The 19,028-nt window shown below is 35.2% G+C and carries 17 protein-coding genes; 8 read left to right on the forward strand and 9 right to left on the reverse strand.

Annotated features, from left to right (window positions below):
• Positions 1 to 22 precede the first annotated feature (22 nt).
• The 9 genes from uppS to ubiE form a co-directional block, all read right to left on the reverse strand.
• Positions 23 to 763: an undecaprenyl pyrophosphate synthase gene (gene uppS, locus AC07XU_RS00245; protein WP_494941624.1), complete on the reverse strand. Its 741-nt coding sequence runs from the start codon at positions 761 to 763 to the stop codon at positions 23 to 25.
• 19 nt (positions 764 to 782) lie between these two features.
• Positions 783 to 1,583, reverse strand: coding sequence for a type IX secretion system protein PorG (gene porG / locus AC07XU_RS00250; protein ID WP_494941625.1), 801 nt, complete (start codon positions 1,581 to 1,583; stop codon positions 783 to 785).
• A 1-nt stretch (position 1,584) separates the two neighbouring features.
• A complete protein-coding gene (locus AC07XU_RS00255; RefSeq protein WP_494941626.1) occupies positions 1,585 to 2,466 on the reverse strand; it encodes an NAD kinase in 882 nt (293 codons plus the stop codon).
• Positions 2,467 to 2,474: 8 nt separating this feature from the next.
• Positions 2,475 to 3,137, reverse strand: coding sequence for a CBS domain-containing protein (locus tag AC07XU_RS00260; protein ID WP_494941627.1), 663 nt, complete (start codon positions 3,135 to 3,137; stop codon positions 2,475 to 2,477).
• Positions 3,137 to 3,901 (reverse strand): alpha/beta fold hydrolase, encoded by a 765-nt coding sequence (locus tag AC07XU_RS00265; protein ID WP_494941628.1) that lies wholly within the window; start codon positions 3,899 to 3,901, stop codon positions 3,137 to 3,139. The genes AC07XU_RS00260 and AC07XU_RS00265 overlap by 1 nt, the downstream gene beginning before the upstream one ends.
• Before the next feature lie 100 nt (positions 3,902 to 4,001).
• Positions 4,002 to 4,448: a GatB/YqeY domain-containing protein gene (locus AC07XU_RS00270; RefSeq protein WP_494941629.1), complete on the reverse strand. Its 447-nt coding sequence runs from the start codon at positions 4,446 to 4,448 to the stop codon at positions 4,002 to 4,004.
• Positions 4,449 to 4,513: 65 nt separating this feature from the next.
• Positions 4,514 to 5,272: an SDR family NAD(P)-dependent oxidoreductase gene (locus AC07XU_RS00275; RefSeq protein WP_494941630.1), complete on the reverse strand. Its 759-nt coding sequence runs from the start codon at positions 5,270 to 5,272 to the stop codon at positions 4,514 to 4,516.
• A gap of 47 nt (positions 5,273 to 5,319) precedes the next feature.
• On the reverse strand, positions 5,320 to 6,069 hold the full coding sequence (gene porT / locus AC07XU_RS00280) for a type IX secretion/gliding motility protein PorT/SprT (protein ID WP_494941631.1): 750 nt from the start codon (positions 6,067 to 6,069) through the stop codon (positions 5,320 to 5,322).
• Positions 6,066 to 6,794: a bifunctional demethylmenaquinone methyltransferase/2-methoxy-6-polyprenyl-1,4-benzoquinol methylase UbiE gene (gene ubiE, locus AC07XU_RS00285; protein ID WP_494941632.1), complete on the reverse strand. Its 729-nt coding sequence runs from the start codon at positions 6,792 to 6,794 to the stop codon at positions 6,066 to 6,068. Before ubiE ends, porT begins: the two co-directional genes overlap by 4 nt.
• A gap of 144 nt (positions 6,795 to 6,938) precedes the next feature.
• Here ubiE and yihA point away from each other — a divergent pair, with 144 nt between their 5' ends.
• From yihA to AC07XU_RS00325, 8 genes are all read left to right on the forward strand, one after another.
• The gene (gene yihA, locus AC07XU_RS00290) at positions 6,939 to 7,583 is read left to right on the forward strand and encodes a ribosome biogenesis GTP-binding protein YihA/YsxC (protein WP_494941633.1); all 645 of its coding nucleotides are present in this window, start codon (positions 6,939 to 6,941) and stop codon (positions 7,581 to 7,583) included.
• Positions 7,584 to 7,628: 45 nt separating this feature from the next.
• Positions 7,629 to 8,492 (forward strand): UbiA-like polyprenyltransferase, encoded by an 864-nt coding sequence (locus AC07XU_RS00295; protein WP_494941634.1) that lies wholly within the window; start codon positions 7,629 to 7,631, stop codon positions 8,490 to 8,492.
• Between the two features lie 67 nt (positions 8,493 to 8,559).
• A complete protein-coding gene (locus AC07XU_RS00300) occupies positions 8,560 to 10,275 on the forward strand; it encodes a M3 family oligoendopeptidase (RefSeq protein WP_494941635.1) in 1,716 nt (571 codons plus the stop codon).
• A gap of 155 nt (positions 10,276 to 10,430) precedes the next feature.
• Positions 10,431 to 10,871, forward strand: coding sequence for a hypothetical protein (locus tag AC07XU_RS00305; protein WP_494941636.1), 441 nt, complete (start codon positions 10,431 to 10,433; stop codon positions 10,869 to 10,871).
• A gap of 285 nt (positions 10,872 to 11,156) precedes the next feature.
• Entirely contained in the window at positions 11,157 to 12,233 is a 1,077-nt protein-coding gene (locus tag AC07XU_RS00310) for an efflux RND transporter periplasmic adaptor subunit (RefSeq protein WP_494941637.1), read from the forward strand.
• A 21-nt stretch (positions 12,234 to 12,254) separates the two neighbouring features.
• Positions 12,255 to 15,428 (forward strand): efflux RND transporter permease subunit, encoded by a 3,174-nt coding sequence (locus AC07XU_RS00315; RefSeq protein WP_494941638.1) that lies wholly within the window; start codon positions 12,255 to 12,257, stop codon positions 15,426 to 15,428.
• Positions 15,421 to 16,857, forward strand: coding sequence for a TolC family protein (locus AC07XU_RS00320; RefSeq protein ID WP_494941639.1), 1,437 nt, complete (start codon positions 15,421 to 15,423; stop codon positions 16,855 to 16,857). The genes AC07XU_RS00315 and AC07XU_RS00320 overlap by 8 nt, the downstream gene beginning before the upstream one ends.
• A 210-nt stretch (positions 16,858 to 17,067) precedes the next feature.
• Complete coding sequence (locus tag AC07XU_RS00325) at positions 17,068 to 19,017, forward strand: amino acid permease (RefSeq protein ID WP_494941640.1); 1,950 nt, start codon at positions 17,068 to 17,070, stop codon at positions 19,015 to 19,017.
• The last annotated feature ends 11 nt before the right edge of the window (positions 19,018 to 19,028 follow it).

The following is a 19,028-nucleotide window of genomic DNA, read 5'->3' on the forward strand; positions in this document are numbered from 1 at the left end:
TTAAAAAGTGTTAAAGTTAAAATTAGTTGAGTTGTTCACTAATTTTTCCAAAGCGTCGTTCGCGTTTCTGATAATCTACAATGGCCTCAAAAAGATCTTCTCTTCTAAAGTCTGGCCAAAGAGTTTCGGTAAAATACAATTCGGTATACGCCATTTGCCAAAGCAGGAAATTACTTATTCTATGCTCGCCGCTGGTACGTATCATTAATTCGGGATCGGGGATATTTGAGGTTGTCAATTGCGCATTAAATAGTTCTTCTGTAACTTCATCAACACTTAATTTACCTTCTTTTACCTGCTCAGCAATTTTTTTGGTTGCTGCCAATATTTCCCATTTTGCACTGTAACTTAAAGCTAAGGTAAGCGTACATCTGGTATTTTTACCAGTTACTTCCATTACGTTAGCTAAATCATCAATACATTTTTGAGGTAGAGATTTTAAATCGCCTATAGCATTTAGCCTAACATTATTTTTATTTAGGGTTTCTGCCTGTTCATTAATGGTTGAAATTAAAAGCTCCATTAAAGCATTAACCTCTTCAATAGGCCTATTCCAATTTTCTGTAGAAAATGCATAAACAGTTAAATACTTTATACCAATATCTACGCAGCCTTCTACAATATCCTTCACAGACAGCACTCCGCTTTCGTGACCAAAGACTCTGAATTTGCCTTGGTTTTTTGCCCATCTGCCATTACCATCCATAATTATGGCGATGTGTTCTGGTAAGCGATTAATATCTAATTGTTCTTTAAATCCCATTTCTGCCCTATCTACTGTCTTAAAATGAAAAACATTTTTGGCTCACAAAGGTATAAGATATACCAATACCTACAAACATGTAATTATCTCTTTTTCTAAAATCGCCTCTTTGTGTTCCTGGATCTCCTAAATATATGCCTGTTTTTTCTCCAGATCTATCAGATAGTGCTGGTCCGGGGCCACCATTTGGCCACGAATTTTTATTGGCATAAACGCCACTCACATCATCAATATAATCGGTTAATGGGCTTCTAAATCCAGCTTGACCAAAAACCGTTAGTCCCTCATTTAATCTATATTTTACTCCGCCTCCGTATGGAATGGTAACTGTGAATTTTTTATAATTTTCAGTCTGGCCTTCGGTATTGTATAATCTAAGTAAGTATTCCTCTCCTTTGTATCGAGTTTTTGGCTCAAAAGATAATAAACCAACACCAGCAAATAAATATGGAGAAAGTTTCTTTTTGGCTGTTGGCGAAAAAATATCGAAAAAATTGAAATGAAGCAATAAGCTAACTTCATTTAAAGGAGTGTAGAAACTCAAATTCCTATCTCTTTCTTGTGCAAATTTCGAAAGAGAATCTGCTCCTTTAACTTTACCATAATTGTAATGTAAACCCACCGCCCAATACGGATCAAAATTAACTTTTACAAAAGCACCAGCAGATAAACCAGTTATTTTAACTGGATTGTATTGATTTAAATCGCCTAAATAAGAAGCACCACCAGCATTTACACCCAACTCTACCTGTTGCGAATAGGCAAAATTTGTTAGAAAAAGGGTAAGTAAAAATAGCTTAGCGAGTTTAAGGTTGCGCATTTTAGTAGTTACGGGTGTCTATGCCCCAAAGTAATTTATTCCTTAACGTAGTTAAATAAGTTTCATTATTTAAACGTATTAGATTTACATTAAACTTGGCTTTGTTAATGGTTATTTTAACAGATCTGTCTACAGTTTCGGTTCTCGAATCGCAAGAGACTAAGAACTTTGTGCTTCTAGCTTCAATTTCAAAAGTTAGTTCTACATCATCGGGGACGATGATTGGTCTAACATTTAAGTTATGAGGGGCAATTGGAGTTATAACGAAATTTTGCGCATTTGGCAATATAATCGGACCGCCACAACTTAAAGAGTAAGCGGTAGATCCTGTTGGTGTTGCAATAATTAATCCATCGGCCCAATAAGAGTTTACAAATTCGCCATTCATGTAGGCATGAATAATCATCATTGCAGAATTATCTCTTCTATGTATAGTGATGTCATTTAAAGCGAAATTCTCGTCACCAAAAAGATTATTTTGAGATTCTAAATTTAATATTCCTCTCTTATCTAAAGTGTATTCGCCATTTACCAACGCATTAATGGCAGTGTCGATTTCATTTTTATTGATACTTGCCAGAAAACCTAATCTGCCGAAATTAATCCCGATTACTGGAATTTGAGAATCTCTTACTAAAGATAAAGTATCTAATAAAGTACCATCGCCACCTAAACTCAGCAAAACATCGCCTTTGGCTAACAATTCTTTATGGCCAGAAAAAGTTGAAATATTTACAGGTAATGTTACTTTATTTTTTAAGAAATTATAAAATTTGGTGTAAACTACAACTTCAATTTTATATAATGATAAAGCCTTGAAAACCTGTTGAACAAAAGGTAAGACACTATCATTAAATTCTCTTCCGTAAACTGCTATTTTCATTAGGGATTTTATACGTTTAAATAGTTCATGAAAGAGTTAAATCGATCTGTAGAACCATCGTCGTTTTGCGTATTGTTAAAAACAGCCTTAACTTCATAATTATACCTTTCGAAGGATGCAATTATACCAGACAATTCTGTTTTATTGATTTTAAGTGTAATTTCTAACCTCGTTGAATTTGGAAATGAACTTACATATGATGATAGAATTTGAGCATTATCTGCCTCAACAATTTGCGCCATATGAGCCAAAGAATTATTTCTATTGTTAATTTCTAAAACAATGATCCCTCCAAACTCTTTAACTGCATATGTTTCTGCAGTGTACGACAAAAGGTTGTTGATAGAAACCACACCTAAATAATTCTTATTTACATCTAAAACAGGCACTAAAGACAACTGAAGTTGATTAAATAACCTTATCACATCGTAAATATGGGCTTCTTTAAAAACAAAAGGATTTAATAGCGTTAATGACAAGCTGCCTATTGGTAATTGCTGATCTCTAACCTCAATTAATTCTTCTTCAGATACCAAACCCAAAAATTGGCTTTCATTTACAATTGGTAAATGGTAAAGTTTGAACTCACTCATCCTTTCCAAAGCCTTCTGCACGGTATCAGAAGTTTTTAGGGGTGGTATTACATTAGATATGAGTTCTTCAGCAATCATTATTTCAATAAAATTCTATTTAAAAATTTATCTAAATATTGGTTAAATACTTCTGGTTTTTCCATCATTGGAGCATGTCCACATTCATCAACCCAATTCAATTCTGAGTTAGGTAATAATTCATGAAACTCTACTGCAACCTCTGGAGGGGTAATTTTATCTTGTCGGCCCCAAATTAATGAAACCGGTATAGTTATTTTAGGCAATTCTTTAGCCATATTATGGCGAATTGCAGATTTAGCTAAAGCCAAAATTCTTATAACTCGAGAGCGATCATTGATAGATTTAAATACTTCATCAACCAATTCTTTGGTAGCCGTTGCCGGATCATAAAAAGTAAACTCCACTTTCTCACGTACATAATCATAACTTTCCCTTCTTGGAAATGAACCACCAAACGCGTTTTCATATAAACCAGAACTGCCTGTTAAGACTAAAGCTTTAACGAATTGTTGATGCGCAGCCGTAAACACCAAACCCACATGACCACCTAATGAGTTACCAATTAAAACAACCTGACTTAATTTTTTAAACTTTAAAAATCTAAGTACGTATTTTGATAAGCTTTTAACACCTAAAGTTAGCAAAGGAAGCTCGTAAATAGGCAATATTGGCACTATTACACGATAATTTTGTTTAAAATGATCTAAGGCTGGTTCCCAATTGCTTAACTCGCCCATAAGGCCATGAAGTAATACTAGTGGCTCTCCTGTACCCGCTTCTATATACTTAAAACCCTCTTCTTCAATTACTTCGTATTTCATATAAAATTTAAGCTGTTTGGTAATCCTACTAAGTTAATAGTGTAAAACTAATTAAGGTAATTATAATTAATATTTTTTAGAAAACAAGCTAATATAGTTTTTAACCTAGTTTAGCTTTAACAATCTCACCAATCAATTTGCCATCGGCTTTGCCGGCTAATTCTTTATTAGCAGCTCCCATAACCTTGCCCATTTCTTTTACTGATGTGGCTCCTGTTTCTGCAATAATTCTTACTACAACAGCTTCAATTTCTGCTTGGTCTAATTGCTTTGGTAAAAACTGACTAATCACGTCAATTTCTTCCTGTTCTACTTGAAACAAATCATCTCTACCTTGATCTTTGTAAATAGTTGCCGACTCCTTACGTTGTTTTACCAATTTTTGCAAAATTTTAATTTCTGCATCCTGATCAAGTTCTTCAGCATGCCCTTTTTCTGTTTTTGCCAAAAGAATTGCAGCTTTTATAGCTCTTAAACCTCGTAATTTAGCCTGATCTTTTGCAAGCATTGCTTGTTTTATTTCTTGATCTATAGTTGTTGAAATCATATTGAAATGTAATATTAAAATGTTGTAAAGTTGAAAATTGACAAAACTGAAAACTCTAAACTTATTTAGTCTCTTTTTATTAATGAGCCATTAGCTTGGGCTGTTGGCATAATTAGCATATCGTTAATGTTCACATGTGCAGGCCTACTAACCACAAACCAAATCGCCTCAGCAATATCTTGCGCTACTAACGGATCAAAACCATCATATACTTTTTTCGCTCTACCTTCATCACCTTTAAAACGAACAATAGAAAATTCAGTTTCTACTGCTCCAGGATGTATACCTGTAACCTTTATTCCGTGTGGCAATAAATCTATTCTCATTGCTTTATTTAGCGCATCAACTGCGTGCTTTGTAGCACAGTAAACGTTGCCGTTTGCATAAACTTCTTTACCGGCAATAGAACCTATGTTTACAATATGGCCTTTTTTTGCAGCAACCATCCAACTTGAAATAACTTTCGAAACATACAACAAGCCTTTAATGTTTGTATCAATCATTCTGTCCCAATCATCGGTATCACCTTTGTCAATTGGATCTAAACCCTGGCTTAAACCTGCATTATTAATCAAAACATCAATATTTTTCCAGTTAGCTGGTAAAGTTTCTAAAACATAGTTGATGTTTTCTTTATCAGTTACATCTGCTTGGATTTTTTTTACTTCGATAGTATACTTATCTACCAAGTGATGAGCAATTTTTTCTAATAAATGTTCTCTTCTACCTAAAAGGATGAGATGATAACCTTGCTGTGCAAAAAGATGTGCGCATGCTTCGCCGATACCTGAAGTTGCGCCTGTAATTAAAGCAATTTTAACCATGGATTGATAAAATTAAGCCCAAAGGTAAGAAATTTGAATGGCTTAGTTTACTCAAAAAATAAGCTAAAGGTAAAATGTCTAAGCTTTGCCTTTTCTATTGGATCTGTATAAGGGTTATTGGTATGCTGTAAAATATCTTTAAAAGAATAAGATACTTTAAGCTCAGGAGACATTTTAAAATACTCGAAATAGATATCGAAACCAATGCCGGCTTCGTAGGAAAGAAAATTTCTTTTGTTTTTAACCAGTTTATCAATGGGTGCGGCTGCATCATCATTGGTTTTTTTGCCCGATGCTAAATCCATCGAATATTTTAAACCACCTAACATGTAAGCTCTAAAATTTAATAACCTATCAGATTTTAGCTTTAAACCCACAGGAAAATCAATCATGGTAGCCTGTACTTTACGTTGTACTAATGGCACACCAGGGTTATTAACCAAATTATCAACATATTCGTAATTCAATAACCTATCATTAAAAACAAGGGTTGGCGTAAAGCGAACATCAACATTAGGGGTGAGCTTACTATTAACCACAAAACCAATTCCAAAACCTGCTGATGTTGGGGATGATAATGATTTAAGCGAGTCGGTTACGTAAGCGTTTTGATCAACATCAAAATAAGGCGCTCTCCAATTTTTTGTTTTGGTTAGTTTATATTCTGATACAATGTACTGAAAGCTAAAACCCCAGTTAAACTGTTCGTCATCAATACCACCTCCCCAATTTTGAGCCGTAGCAATGCTGATGCTAAGTAAAAAAAAGCTAAAAAAAAGCGTTATTCTTTTGATCATTTAACCCCTGTATATATGGCACTTATACCAAACGTTAAAGGTCTGTGTTTGGTATTTTTGTATCCAACTTTATCCATAACTGCTGTAAAATCTTTACCATCAGGAAAAGCAGCAACCGACTCAGGTAAGTAAGAATATGCTCTACCATCTTTAGAAAATAGTTTTCCAAAAAATGGTGTGATGTATTTATTATACAAATTATAACTCTGTTTAATAGGGAAGGATCTTGGTTTAGAAAATTCTAAAATTACAATTTTGCCCTCAGGTTTCAAAACACGAAGCATATCTGCCAATCCCTTCTCTAAATTTTCGTAATTTCTTACCCCGAAAGCTACAGTAATCGCATCAAAAGTATTGTCTTCGAAATTTAGACCTTCTGAATCGCCTAATTGAACCGAAAAAACGTGACTTAAATTTCTGTCGTTTATTTTTTTCCTGGCCACTTCTAGCATTCCAGCAGAAATATCTACGCCAACAATTTTATCAGGTTGCAGAATATCTATCGATTCGAAAGCAAAATCGCCAGTTCCTGTAGCCACATCTAAAATTAACCTAGGCTTAATCGACTTTAATTCTTTTATCGCTTTGCGGCGCCAAATGATATCAATACCTAAAGAAAGGAAATGATTTAAAAAATCATAAGTACCAGATATGTTGTTGAACATAGTAGCTACCTGCTCTTTTTTCGAATTTTCGTTTGCGTAAGGTGTAACTTGTGGGTTCATAATTGTTGGTCAAAGATAGTTTAATGTTACAAGGTTTTAAAGTTGAAAGGGCAAAATCATAAATTAGTTCATCAGAATATTGCAATAAGTTGTTCTAGCTGTAAACCTTAAAACATTACAATGTTAATTTCTTACCTTTGCAGCATGATTATAAAATCTGCCACATTTGTTGTAAGCAACACAAAAGTTTCTGCTTTACCTTTACCAGATATGCCTGAATATGCATTTATTGGACGTTCTAACGTTGGTAAATCATCTCTAATTAACATGTTGGTTAACGTGCAAGGTTTGGCTAAAACATCTCAAAGACCAGGCAAAACACAACTAATAAATCATTTTTTAATTAACGCAAAATGGTATATCGTAGATTTACCCGGTTATGGTTATGCTAAAGTTTCTAAGAGCAGCAGAGAGAAATGGGAGAAATTTATAAGAAACTACTTAACTAAAAGAGAAAACCTACAATGTGTTTTTGTACTTATTGATAGCAGACTTGAGCCTCAAAAGATAGATTTAGAATTCTGCTCGTGGTTGGGCGAATGCCAAATTCCTTTTGCCTTAGTTTATACCAAAGCTGATAAGCAATCGGCACCAAAAACGGACCAAAATGTAGCTAAATTTAACAAAACACTTTTAGGGTGGTTCGAAGAGGTTCCACCGTTTTTCGTTACTTCTGCAGAAAAAGCTCAAGGAAGAGAGAAGTTACTTCAATTTGTACAAGAAGTAAATGAAGATTTTGTTAAGCCAGAAATTGATCCTCAATTTTACGCAGCAAGCAATAAAGAATAAGTAGTTTTCAGTTAACAATTTACAGTTAACCAAAGCACCCAACAAATGAAGAAATATTTTTCGCTAGTTTTATTTGCACACTCCATTTTTGCACTCCCTTTTGCCCTAATTGGTTTTTTTTTAGGGGTTACTACCACAACAAATCCATTTAATTGGTTGCTTTTTTTACTCGTTATACTTTGTATGGTTTTTGCCCGTAATGCTGCTATGGCATTTAATAGATATTTAGATCGAAATATTGATGCAAAAAATCCAAGAACCGTTACTAGAGATATCCCGGCAGGAAAAATTTCTGCAAGTGAAGCCTTAACGTTTGTTATTGCTAACTGCATTTTATTTGTTATTGCTACCTATTTTATTAACCCTCTTTGTTTTTATCTTTCGCCAATTGCACTTTTTGTGGTGCTATTTTATAGCTACACCAAACGTTTTACCGCATTATGCCATTTGGTTTTAGGTTTAGGTTTGGCCTTGGCGCCTATAGGCGCATACATTGCAGTAACTGGAGTTTTCAATATCGTGCCGCTTTTTTATTCATTTGCCGTATTATTTTGGGTGAGTGGTTTCGATATTATTTATGCCTTGCAAGATGAAAATTTTGATCGCGAACAAAAGCTACATTCAATCCCTGCATTGTTAGGCATAAAAAATGCATTGAGGCTTTCGGTTGTATTGCATATTTTATCGGCGTTGTGCGTTATACTTCCTTTGTTCTTTGTTCAGTTTAGTTGGGTTTATTATATCGGCATTGCTTTTTTCTGTGCCATGTTAATTTATCAGCACTTATTGGTAAAGCCTACCGATATCAGCAAAGTTGACAGAGCTTTTGCCACAACAAATGGATATGCATCGGTAATATTTGCTGCATGCTTTTTGATAGACACCTTTTTAAGAACAGGATTAAAATGATTTTAAGATTGGCAGGATATACGTCTTGAACTTTCAAACGTTTCAACATTACAACATTAAAACTACTATGGACAATTTAATTATAAGCAAAAAACAAAGAACATATATCCCTCAAGATCTTATAATGGAGTGGGAAAATTTAACTCCAATTTTTGACGAATTGTTAAAAAGAGACATCAACAATGTGGAAGAATTAGAGCAATGGTTAAAAGATAAAAGTGAGTTAGAAGCTGCACTTGAAGAAAACTTTGCTTGGAGATATATCAAAATGAGTTGCAATACTGCCAACGAAGAATTGGTAAAAGATTTTCAATATTTCGCTACTGAAATTGAGCCCAAAATATCGCCGGTGGCAAATGAATTAAACAAAAAGCTAAATGATAGTTCATTTATTGATGAGTTAGATCAAGATAAATATTTTGTTTACATCAGAGCGGTAAAAAAGGCATTAGAATTATATCGCGAAGAAAATATTGAGCTATTTACCAAACTACAAGTTACTCAACAAAAGTATCAAGGTATTACTGGCGCAATGAGCGTTAATATTAATGGTCAGGAATATACGTTAGAACAAGCATCTAACTTTTTAAAGGATACAGATAGATCAGTTAGACAAAATGCATGGGAAACCGTACAACAGCGCAGATTAGCAGATAAGGATGAATTAAATATATTATTTGATGAGTTAGTTAAAATGCGCCATCAGGTTGCATTAAACGCTGGTTTCGAGAACTATCGTGATTATATGTTTCAGGCATTAGGCCGATTTGATTACACGCCAAAAGATTGTTACAAATTTGCAGAAGCTATAGAAAAAGAAGTTGTTCCGGTTTTAAGAGAGCAAGCCGAAAAAAGAAAGGCTGCCTTAGGTTTAGATGAATTAAAACCTTGGGATATGGAAGTGAGTACAACAGGCAAACCTGCTTTAAAACCATTTAACAACGGGCAAGAATTAATTGATAAAAGCATTGATTGTTTTAATGCAATTGACCCAAGCTTAGGAGAAAAGCTGGCTATTATGAAAGCAAATGGACTTTTTGATGTTGAAAGTAGAATGGGTAAGGCACCTGGAGGTTACAATTATCCTTTGGCAGAGACCGGAGCTCCTTTTATTTTTATGAACTCGGCCAATTCATTAAGAGATTTAACAACAATGGTGCACGAAGGTGGCCATGCCATCCATACTTTTTTAACTGCAAACCTAGAGTTAAATGATTTTAAACACTGCCCATCAGAAGTTGCAGAACTAGCATCTATGAGCATGGAATTAATTTCTATGGATAAATGGGATGTTTATTTTGATAATGAAGAAGACTTAATTAGAGCTAAAAAAGAGCAGCTTGCAGACGTTTTAAAAACTTTACCATGGGTAGCTGTGATAGATCAATTTCAGCATTGGATTTACACCAATCCAGATCATAATGCAGCAGATCGCGAAACTGCTTTTAAACAAATTTATACACGTTTTGGAGCTGGCTTTGCCGATTGGAACGAGTTTGAACAGCAATTTGGAAACCTTTGGCAAAAGCAATTGCATTTGTTTGAGGTTCCTTTTTACTATATCGAATATGCAATTGCGCAATTAGGAGCAATTGCTGTTTGGAAAAACTATAAAGAAAATCCTGAAAAAGCTGTAGAACAATACTTGGCAGCGTTAGCATTAGGGTATACAAAACCGATGAACGAAATTTATGAAACAGCTGGAATTAAATTTGATTTTAGTGCAGATTACGTAAACGAGTTAGCAAATTTTGTAAAAGAGGAATTAGATAAGTTGGGTTAGTTATTTACAACTTAATATCTTTTAAAATTATCACTATAAAAAAAATTGTAGCTATTTAACGGGTAGCTACAATTTTTTTTGGGTATAAATTAACAATAGATTAATTTCCATCACAGAAGAAAACTGACAAAAAACAGACAAACAATTTTGATTAGGTGTTAAAAAAATTAAAACCTTATTCTACTTTTGACGCAACAATGAGGGGCCTTTATCTTTTTATATTTTGTTTACTTTTTCTTTTTATTAAAGGGAATAGTGATGCCCAAGCTGCTGATTCTAGCATTTCTCGGTATTGCGGTTTTGCTTCAAATACTCACCAAGCTAAACAACACCAAAAGCCTTTTCAAAAAAGCGCAAATTTACATATTGGAAAAAGTTCGTTTTCAACGGAGTTTAGCTATTCTGAAGAAACTAAAGATGATGAAGAGAATCTTTCTAAAAAAGCAATCTTCGGCCTTAAAGTTACTCCTGGTTTTTGTTATTCATTATTTTTAGAAAATTCAAAAATCGTTAAAAAGTTCTCAATTCCATATTGTGAGCATTTCTCTTACACTTCCCGTTTAAAGTATCTCTTTATCAGAGTTTTTAGAATTTGATACCATCAACAGTTTCGACAAATCTAGAAACTTAGCTTTGTAACACAGAAAATAAATCATCTGTATTGATCAATTATTCTATTAAACAAAAATCCTTAGGTAGCACACAATTTTAGATCATTTAAATTAAAATCATTTTACAGAATGACATAGTAAACCTCAAGTTTTCTGTCATTGATTTTCTTGTATAACACATTATCTAGTAGGTTGTTAAGGCAACACATTACAGGTCTACAATTACATCTGCTCCTGTTATAATCATCCAAAAAAAAATAAAATTTCAAAATGAAACATATCATCATGCTCGCAAGCGTATGCGCCGTGCTATTTGCTAGCTGCACCAATAAACACGAACAAAAAGAAGAAGAAACCATTTTTACGGCAACAAGTCCGCTCACATTAGACACCTCTTTTAACAAAGAATATGTATCGCAGCTACGATCGGTGCGCAACATTGAGCTAAGAGCGCAAGAGAGAGGATTTTTAGAACATATTTACGTTGATGAAGGCCAAACTGTAAAAGCCGGTCAATTGCTTTTTAAAATTATGCCCAAAATGTACGAAGCGGAAGTGTTAAAAGCCGAAGCGGAAGTTAAAGCTGCAGAAATTGAGTTGGCAAATACCAAATTACTTGCTGATAAAAATGTTGTAGCTCAAAATGAGCTAGCCATGGCTAAAACTAAATTGGCTCAAGCAAAAGCAAGTGCTTCATTAGCAAAACTGCACTTATCTTTTACAGAAATAAGAGCTCCTTTTGCAGGCACCATAGATCGCTTACCTAAAAAATTAGGAAGTTTAATTGATGAAGGTGAATTGTTAACAACATTATCTGACAATAGCCAAATTTTTGCCTATTTCAATGTTTCAGAACCCGAATACCTTAACTTTCAACAAGCCAAGGCAGACCATAATCCTTCGGTTAGTCTAATTTTGGCTAATGGCCAAACATTAAATGAGAAGGGAAAAGTAGAGACTATTGAAGGCGAGTTTGACTCTGAAACTGGAAACATTGCTTTCAGGGCAAAATTCACCAATCCAAACCGGCTGCTTAGAAATGGTGAAACTGGAAAAGTTCAAATGAATATTCCTTTAAAAAATGCACTTATCATTCCTCAAAAAGCCACTTACGAACTACAGGATAAAAAATACGTTTTTGTGATTGATAAAAATGGGAAAACAAGATCGGAAGAGATTACCATTGGAGGCGAAATGCCCGACCTGTACATTGTTGCCAGTGGTTTACAAGCTTCAGACAAAATTGTGTTAGATGGTGTGCAAAAAGTAAAAGAAGACGAAAAAATCAAGTTCACTTTTATGGAACCGAAACAAGTGTTGAGCCAATTACAATTAAAAGCAGAATAGGTAAAATTCCCTTAAAAAATCATGTTTAGTAAATTCATAAAAAGACCAGTGTTATCAATCGTGATATCACTCATCATCGTGTTTGTGGGCATACTCGCCTTAGTAGGCTTACCTGTAACTCAATTGCCCAATATTTCGCCGCCCATGGTAAACATTGTTGCCGAATATCCCGGAGCTAACAACGAACTTCTCATTAAATCGGTAATTATTCCTTTAGAAAGAGCCCTGAATGGTATTCCTGGAATGAAATACATGACTTCAGATGCAGGTAACGACGGTGAATGTTCTATCCAAATGGTGTTCAATTTAGGCACTGATGCAGATCAAGCTACATTAAATGTACAAAATCGGGTGGCTGCAGTAACCAATAAACTCCCACCCTTAGTTATTCGCGAAGGGATAAAAATTAGTCGCCAGCAACCCAACATGCTCATGTATGTGAACTTATTTAGTAAAGATCCGCACATGAACGAAAACTTCTTGTTCAACTATGCGGATATAAATGTTATTCCCGAACTAAAACGTGTAGATGGTGTGGGTTTTGCTGATATTTTAGGTAACCGTGAATATGCCATGCGCATATGGTTAAAACCAGATAAGATGCTAGCTTATAAAATTTCATCTGATGAAGTTTTGGAAGCACTAAACAACCAAAGTTTCGAAGCTTCGCCAGGTAAAACAGGTGAAAGCTCAGGTAAACGTTCCGAATCATTTGAATATGTATTGAAATATCCCGGTAGGTTTACCAACGAAGATGGCTACCGTAATATCGTTTTAAGAGCAAACGCTAATGGCGAGTTGTTGAGGTTAAAAGATGTGGCCGATGTAGAATTTGGTAGTGCTATGTATGATTTATACTCGCATATTAACGGAAAACCATCTGCAGCTATTGTTTTAAAACAATCTTATGGAAGCAATGCACAAGAAGTTATCGAAAACGTAAAAAAACGATTAGAAGAAATCAAGGCAGAGAATTTTCCCAAAGGTATGGACTACGAAATCAGTTATGATGTTTCTAAATTCCTAGATGCTTCGATAGAAAAAGTAGTACACACCTTAATCGAAGCATTCATCTTGGTTGGCTTGGTGGTTTTCATCTTCTTAGGCGATTGGCGTTCAACTTTAATTCCGGCCATTGCTGTTCCAGTTTCATTGATTGGTTCTTTCGTTTTCATGCAATTTTTTGGCATTACACTTAACCTCATCACACTATTTGCTTTAGTATTAGCTATTGGTATTGTAGTAGACGATGCCATTGTGGTTATTGAAGCTGTGCATGCAAAAATGGAGGCAGATAAGCGCCTATCAGTATTAAAAGCTACCCAATTAGCTATCACAGATATTGGCGGTGCCATTGTAGCCATTACCTTTTTAATGGCTTCAGTATTTATTCCAGTAGCCTTTATGTCTGGTCCGGTTGGCGTATTTTATCGCCAATTCTCCATCACAATGGCCACTTCAATTATTTTATCTGGGATAGTAGCTTTAACCCTAACACCAGCATTGTGTGCCATTATGCTTAAAAAACACACCCCAAATCATCAACAAAAAAAATCACTTATCGATAAGGGTTTAGGTGCTTTTAATGCTTGGTTCTTTAAGCTTACAGGTAGATACGAAAAAGTGATGAATAAGGTGATTGCGAGGAAATTAGCTATTTTTGGTGTATTAGCAATTTTCTGTTTAGGCACGTATTTCTTAAGTAGTTCCGTACCATCGGGATTTATCCCGAACGAAGACCAAGGAATGATTTACGCAATTATCCAAACCCCTCCAGGTTCTACATTGGAGCGTACCAACCAAATTTCAGAGAAACTCGAAAAAATTTGTGAGGAAATTGAAGGTGTAAATTCTGTATCGGCCCTTGCGGGATATGAGGTTTTAACTGAAGGTACTGGTGCCAACTCTGGTACTTGCTTAATTAATCTAAAAGACTGGAAAGATCGGAAAAACAGTGCTCAGGATATCATCAAAGAATTAGAAGAAAAATCTAAAGATATGCCAGGGGCGATGATTGAATTTTTCCAACCGCCTGCTGTGCCTGGTTATGGAGCTGCTGGTGGTTTCGAGCTACGCCTATTAGATAAATCTGGAAGGAACGATTATGTAGAAATGGAAAATGTAAGCAAGGATTTTGTAAAAGAGCTGAACAAAAGACCGGAATTGCAATCTGTATTTACTTTTTACAGTGCTAGTTTCCCCCAATACATGCTTAACATCGATAACGATAAAGCGCAACAGAAAGGTGTAACTCCAGAGAAGGCATTGGAAACTTTATCAGACCTAATAGGTAGTAACTATGAAACTAATTTCATCAAATTTGGCCGCCAGTATAAGGTAATTGTACAAGCTTTGCCACAATACAGGGCTTTACCGGCAGATGTAATGAAGCTTTACGTAAAAAACGACAGAGAAGAAATGGTCCCTTTTTCTGCATTTATGACAATGAAAAAAGTTTATGGACTTTCAGAAATAACCCGACACAACTTGTATAATTCTGCAGAGATTAATGGTTCACCAGCTGCTGGTTACAGTTCTGGAGAAGCTTTGAAAGTAGTAGAAGAAGTAGCTAAAAAAACATTACCTCGCGGATATGGAATTGATTGGGCTGGTATCTCTAAAGACGAGAGTAGTAGAGGAAACGAGGCCATTTATATCTTCCTAATTTGCTTAGGCTTTGTTTATTTGGTACTTGCGGCACAGTACGAAAGTTTCATTTTACCACTAGCGGTAATTATTTCTTTACCTGCTGGGATATTTGGCGCCTTCTTGTTTTTAAAGTTATTTGGCTTAGAAAATAACATTTATGCACAGGTATCAATGGTGATGCTTATTGGTTTGCTAGGTAAAAATGCAGTGCTAATTGTAGAATTTGCAGCGCAAAAACACGCAGAAGGCAAAAATATTTTGGCTGCTGCTATGGAAGGTGCTGTAGTTAGGTTCCGACCTATCTTAATGACTTCATTTGCATTTATTGCCGGTTTAATTCCATTGGTTTTTGCCACCGGACCTGGTGCAATTGGAAACCGAACTATAGGTTCTGCTGCTGCCGGAGGTATGTTTATAGGCACCATTTTCGGCGTTATCATTATTCCGGGGTTGTACTACATTTTTGGTACTATAGCCAACAAGCGTAAATTAATTAAAATTGAAGAAGAATACCCACTAACTGAAGAAATTGAAGGCAATGTTTAATAAAAACTATCATAAAATATTAGGCTTAGCAATGCTAAGCCTAACCTATACAAGTTGCAAAACCCCTGCTCTTGTAGAGAAAAACGAAAACAAAAGCACGCCAAATAATTATGCAAATCAGAGCCCAGACACAACAAGTGTAGCTAAATTAAAATGGAAAGATTATTTTAAAGATCAAGATCTTATCAGTTTAATTGACACAGCATTGCAAAACAATCAGGAGTTGAATATTACATTACAGGAAATTGAAATTGCTAAGAACGAAGTACGAGCCAGAAAAGGTGAATTACTACCAAGAGTAGGTGTTAATGTGGGAGCAGGTTTAGAAAAAGTAGGCAGATACACCAGTCAGGGTGCGGGAGATGCCAGTACAGAAATTAAACCCGGAAAAGAAATGCCAGAACCCCTACCCGATTACCTAACTGGTCTTTACGCAAATTGGGAAGTAGATATTTGGCATAAATTACGTAATGCCAAAAAAGCTGCTTATACAAGATATCTTTCATCTGTTGAGGGTAAAAATTTTGTAGTAACTAGCTTGGTGGCAGAAATTTCAAATTCTTATTATGAACTACTTGCCTTAGATAATCAGTTGCAAATGGTTCGAAAAAACATCGAGCTCCAAAGCAATGCCTTGGCGGTAGTAAAACTACAAAAAGAAGCAGCACGAGTTACCGAATTAGCTGTACGTAAATTCGAAGCAGAGATTTTAAGTTCTAAAAGTTTGGAGTATGAAATTTTGCAAAGGATAACTGAAACAGAAAACAAGGTCAACTTTTTGATGGGTCGCTATCCGCAACATATTGCCCGAAATGCAAATGCCTTTGATGCAGATTTAAAGACTGATTTAAAAGCTGGAATTCCTTCGGAGTTGTTAGCCAACCGACCTGATATTAAACAAGCTGAACTTGATTTAACGGCCGCAAAATTAGACTTGAAATTAGCCAAAGCGCAATTTTATCCATCTTTCGGAATTTCTGCATACTTAGGTTTCCAAGCATTTAATCCTTCGTACTTAATCAAAACACCAGAATCTTTGTTGTACTCAATAGCTGGCGATATAGCTGCGCCATTAATTAACCGAAACGCCATTAAAGCAAATTATTTATCGGCAAATGCCAAACAAATTCAGGCTATTTATAAATACGAACGTAGCATCTTAAACGGCTACATCGAAGTAGCTAATCAGTTAGCAAGTATGAGCAACTTGGCTAAAAGTTACGATTTAAAATCCAAACAGGTACAAGCGCTAACGCAGTCTATCGAAATTTCTAATGACTTGTTCAAATCTACCCGAGCAGATTATTTGGAAGTATTGATGACCCAACGCGATGCCTTGGATGCAAAATTAGAGCTTATAGAAACAAAAAAGCAGCAACTTAATGCTATGGTAAAAATTTACCAAGCCTTAGGTGGTGGATGGAATTAACAAAGTTTACCTGACATACGCCCTGTTTTTTCAGGGCGTATGTTATTTCTAATCGAACGTTAAAGTGTTTCATTATCGATATCTATAAAACATTTTTAAAAGTAGTTTGCATGGTTCGATACAGTGATATTGATCAAGTACCTAGTCTTTATAACTTAAACCTTATAAAAACAGATTTTTTTTTTAAGTTTGAACAAACTATACTAATCTATGTTAGATAAACTTTTCAGAAAAAAATCTATTATTAAGATTTTAGAAGATGCATCAAAAGGCTATGGCGAACACGGCGATTCATTACATAAAACTTTAGGAGTAAGAGATTTAACCGCTTTTGGTATTGCTGCAATTATTGGAGCTGGTATTTTTAGCACAATTGGTAAAGCAAGTGCTGATGGTGGCCCCGCAGTAATATTCCTTTTTATATTTACAGCTGTTGCTTGTAGTTTTGCAGCTTTTGCTTATGCAGAATTTGCATCAATGGTGCCTGTTTCTGGTAGTGCCTATACTTATTCTTATGTAGCTTTTGGGGAGTTGGTAGCATGGATCATCGGATGGTCGTTAATTATGGAATATGCCATTGGCAATATTACCGTAGCCATTTCTTGGTCAGATTATTTTACAGGCCTCCTCTCCTCCATCAGAATACCGGCTTTAGGTATTGATGGAATACATATACCAGATTGGGCAACTATGGATTACCTTTCTGCCTACAATGGTAATAAGCACGCCGAAGCCTTATTAAATGCTGGTAAAAACTTGGCTGATTTAGATGCGGCTACAGCCTTACAAAATAACGCTTGGTTAACAGCGCCACAAATTGGCAATTTTCATATTGTTGCAGATTTGCCAGCATTAGGGATTATCATTTTTATTACTTGGTTGGTTTACCGTGGCATGAAAGAGTCACGAAATGCTAGTAACGCAATGGTGGTGGTAAAATTAGCAGTTATATTATTGGTTTTGGCTGTTGGTGTTTTTTATGTTGATACGAAAAACTGGAATCCTTTTGCACCAAACGGTGTTTCTGGTGTTTTAAAAGGTGTTTCTGCGGTATTCTTTGCTTATATCGGTTTCGATGCCATTTCTACAACGGCAGAAGAATGTAAAAATCCGCAACGCGATTTACCCAGAGGGATGATGTGGGCAATTATCATTTGTACAACGCTATATGTTGCTATCGCTTTAGTTTTAACAGGTATTGTTAAGTACGATACTTTAGCTGTTGGCGATCCTTTGGCTTTCGTATTTGATGCTATTGATTTAAAATTGATGAGCGGCATTATTGCAGTAAGCGCAGTTTTTGCGATGGCAAGCGTATTGTTAGTTTTTCAAATGGGGCAACCACGTATTTGGATGAGCATGAGCCGTGATGGTTTACTACCAAAATCATTCTCAAAAATACATCCTAAATATAAAACACCATCTTTTGCAACAATTGTTGTTGGTTTTGTGGTAGCCGTTCCATCTTTATTTATGAACTTAACCATAGTAACTGATTTGTGTTCTATCGGTACATTGTTTGCCTTTGTTTTAGTTTGTGCAGGTGTTTTGGTTTTACAGAACAGACCAGGTGTACAACGTGGCAAATTCAGAATTCCTTATGTAAATTCTAAGTTTATTATTCCAATTGCTTTAATTGCTTCAATGGTTTTTGCTTTTACCCAATTTAAAGCAGAAACAACGGCATTTATAACTAATAAAACTCAAATCAACGATCCTGTTAAATTTATTACCTCTTTAAGTGCAACCGAATTAGAAACCGTTAAAAACGAGATTAGTGCCAGTCCGGTAATTTTACAAGGTAAACAAATTGATGCAGAAGCTTATTTAAATAGCCTAACCCCTGCTCAATACGATGAGTTTATGGCTAATTCTACCATTTCATACGACAAAAAATACGAAAGTGGATGGTCGTTATTTAAACATAAAATACCGATGTGGATTTTCTTATTTATTTGCATCATAATTGCATATTACTGCGTAACCAAAAATCTTTCATTAATCCCGGTTTTAGGTTTATTAAGTTGTCTTTACATGATGTGCGAATTAGGCATCAGCAACTGGATTGGCTTCGGAATTTGGTTAGTAGTAGGATTAGTGGTGTACTTCGCTTATGGTTATAAATATAGTAAATTAGGGCAAGAGGTTTCATCAAACTAAATCATATTACA

This window comes from Pedobacter sp. GW456-11-11-14-TSB4 (assembly GCF_059424425.1).

What these genes read in the sequence shown, in the direction of transcription:
- uppS (WP_494941624.1), bottom strand. Translation starts at nt 763, where the DNA reads ATGGGATTTAAAGAACAATTAGATATTAATCGCTTACCAGAACACATC.
- porG (WP_494941625.1), bottom strand. Translation starts at nt 1,583, where the DNA reads ATGCGCAACCTTAAACTCGCTAAGCTATTTTTACTTACCCTTTTTCTA.
- AC07XU_RS00255 (WP_494941626.1), bottom strand. Translation starts at nt 2,466, where the DNA reads ATGAAAATAGCAGTTTACGGAAGAGAATTTAATGATAGTGTCTTACCT.
- AC07XU_RS00260 (WP_494941627.1), bottom strand. Translation starts at nt 3,137, where the DNA reads ATGATTGCTGAAGAACTCATATCTAATGTAATACCACCCCTAAAAACT.
- AC07XU_RS00265 (WP_494941628.1), bottom strand. Translation starts at nt 3,901, where the DNA reads ATGAAATACGAAGTAATTGAAGAAGAGGGTTTTAAGTATATAGAAGCG.
- AC07XU_RS00270 (WP_494941629.1), bottom strand. Translation starts at nt 4,448, where the DNA reads ATGATTTCAACAACTATAGATCAAGAAATAAAACAAGCAATGCTTGCA.
- AC07XU_RS00275 (WP_494941630.1), bottom strand. Translation starts at nt 5,272, where the DNA reads ATGGTTAAAATTGCTTTAATTACAGGCGCAACTTCAGGTATCGGCGAA.
- porT (WP_494941631.1), bottom strand. Translation starts at nt 6,069, where the DNA reads ATGATCAAAAGAATAACGCTTTTTTTTAGCTTTTTTTTACTTAGCATC.
- ubiE (WP_494941632.1), bottom strand. Translation starts at nt 6,794, where the DNA reads ATGAACCCACAAGTTACACCTTACGCAAACGAAAATTCGAAAAAAGAG.
- yihA (WP_494941633.1), top strand. Translation starts at nt 6,939, where the DNA reads ATGATTATAAAATCTGCCACATTTGTTGTAAGCAACACAAAAGTTTCT.
- AC07XU_RS00295 (WP_494941634.1), top strand. Translation starts at nt 7,629, where the DNA reads ATGAAGAAATATTTTTCGCTAGTTTTATTTGCACACTCCATTTTTGCA.
- AC07XU_RS00300 (WP_494941635.1), top strand. Translation starts at nt 8,560, where the DNA reads ATGGACAATTTAATTATAAGCAAAAAACAAAGAACATATATCCCTCAA.
- AC07XU_RS00310 (WP_494941637.1), top strand. Translation starts at nt 11,157, where the DNA reads ATGAAACATATCATCATGCTCGCAAGCGTATGCGCCGTGCTATTTGCT.
- AC07XU_RS00315 (WP_494941638.1), top strand. Translation starts at nt 12,255, where the DNA reads ATGTTTAGTAAATTCATAAAAAGACCAGTGTTATCAATCGTGATATCA.
- AC07XU_RS00320 (WP_494941639.1), top strand. Translation starts at nt 15,421, where the DNA reads ATGTTTAATAAAAACTATCATAAAATATTAGGCTTAGCAATGCTAAGC.
- AC07XU_RS00325 (WP_494941640.1), top strand. Translation starts at nt 17,068, where the DNA reads ATGTTAGATAAACTTTTCAGAAAAAAATCTATTATTAAGATTTTAGAA.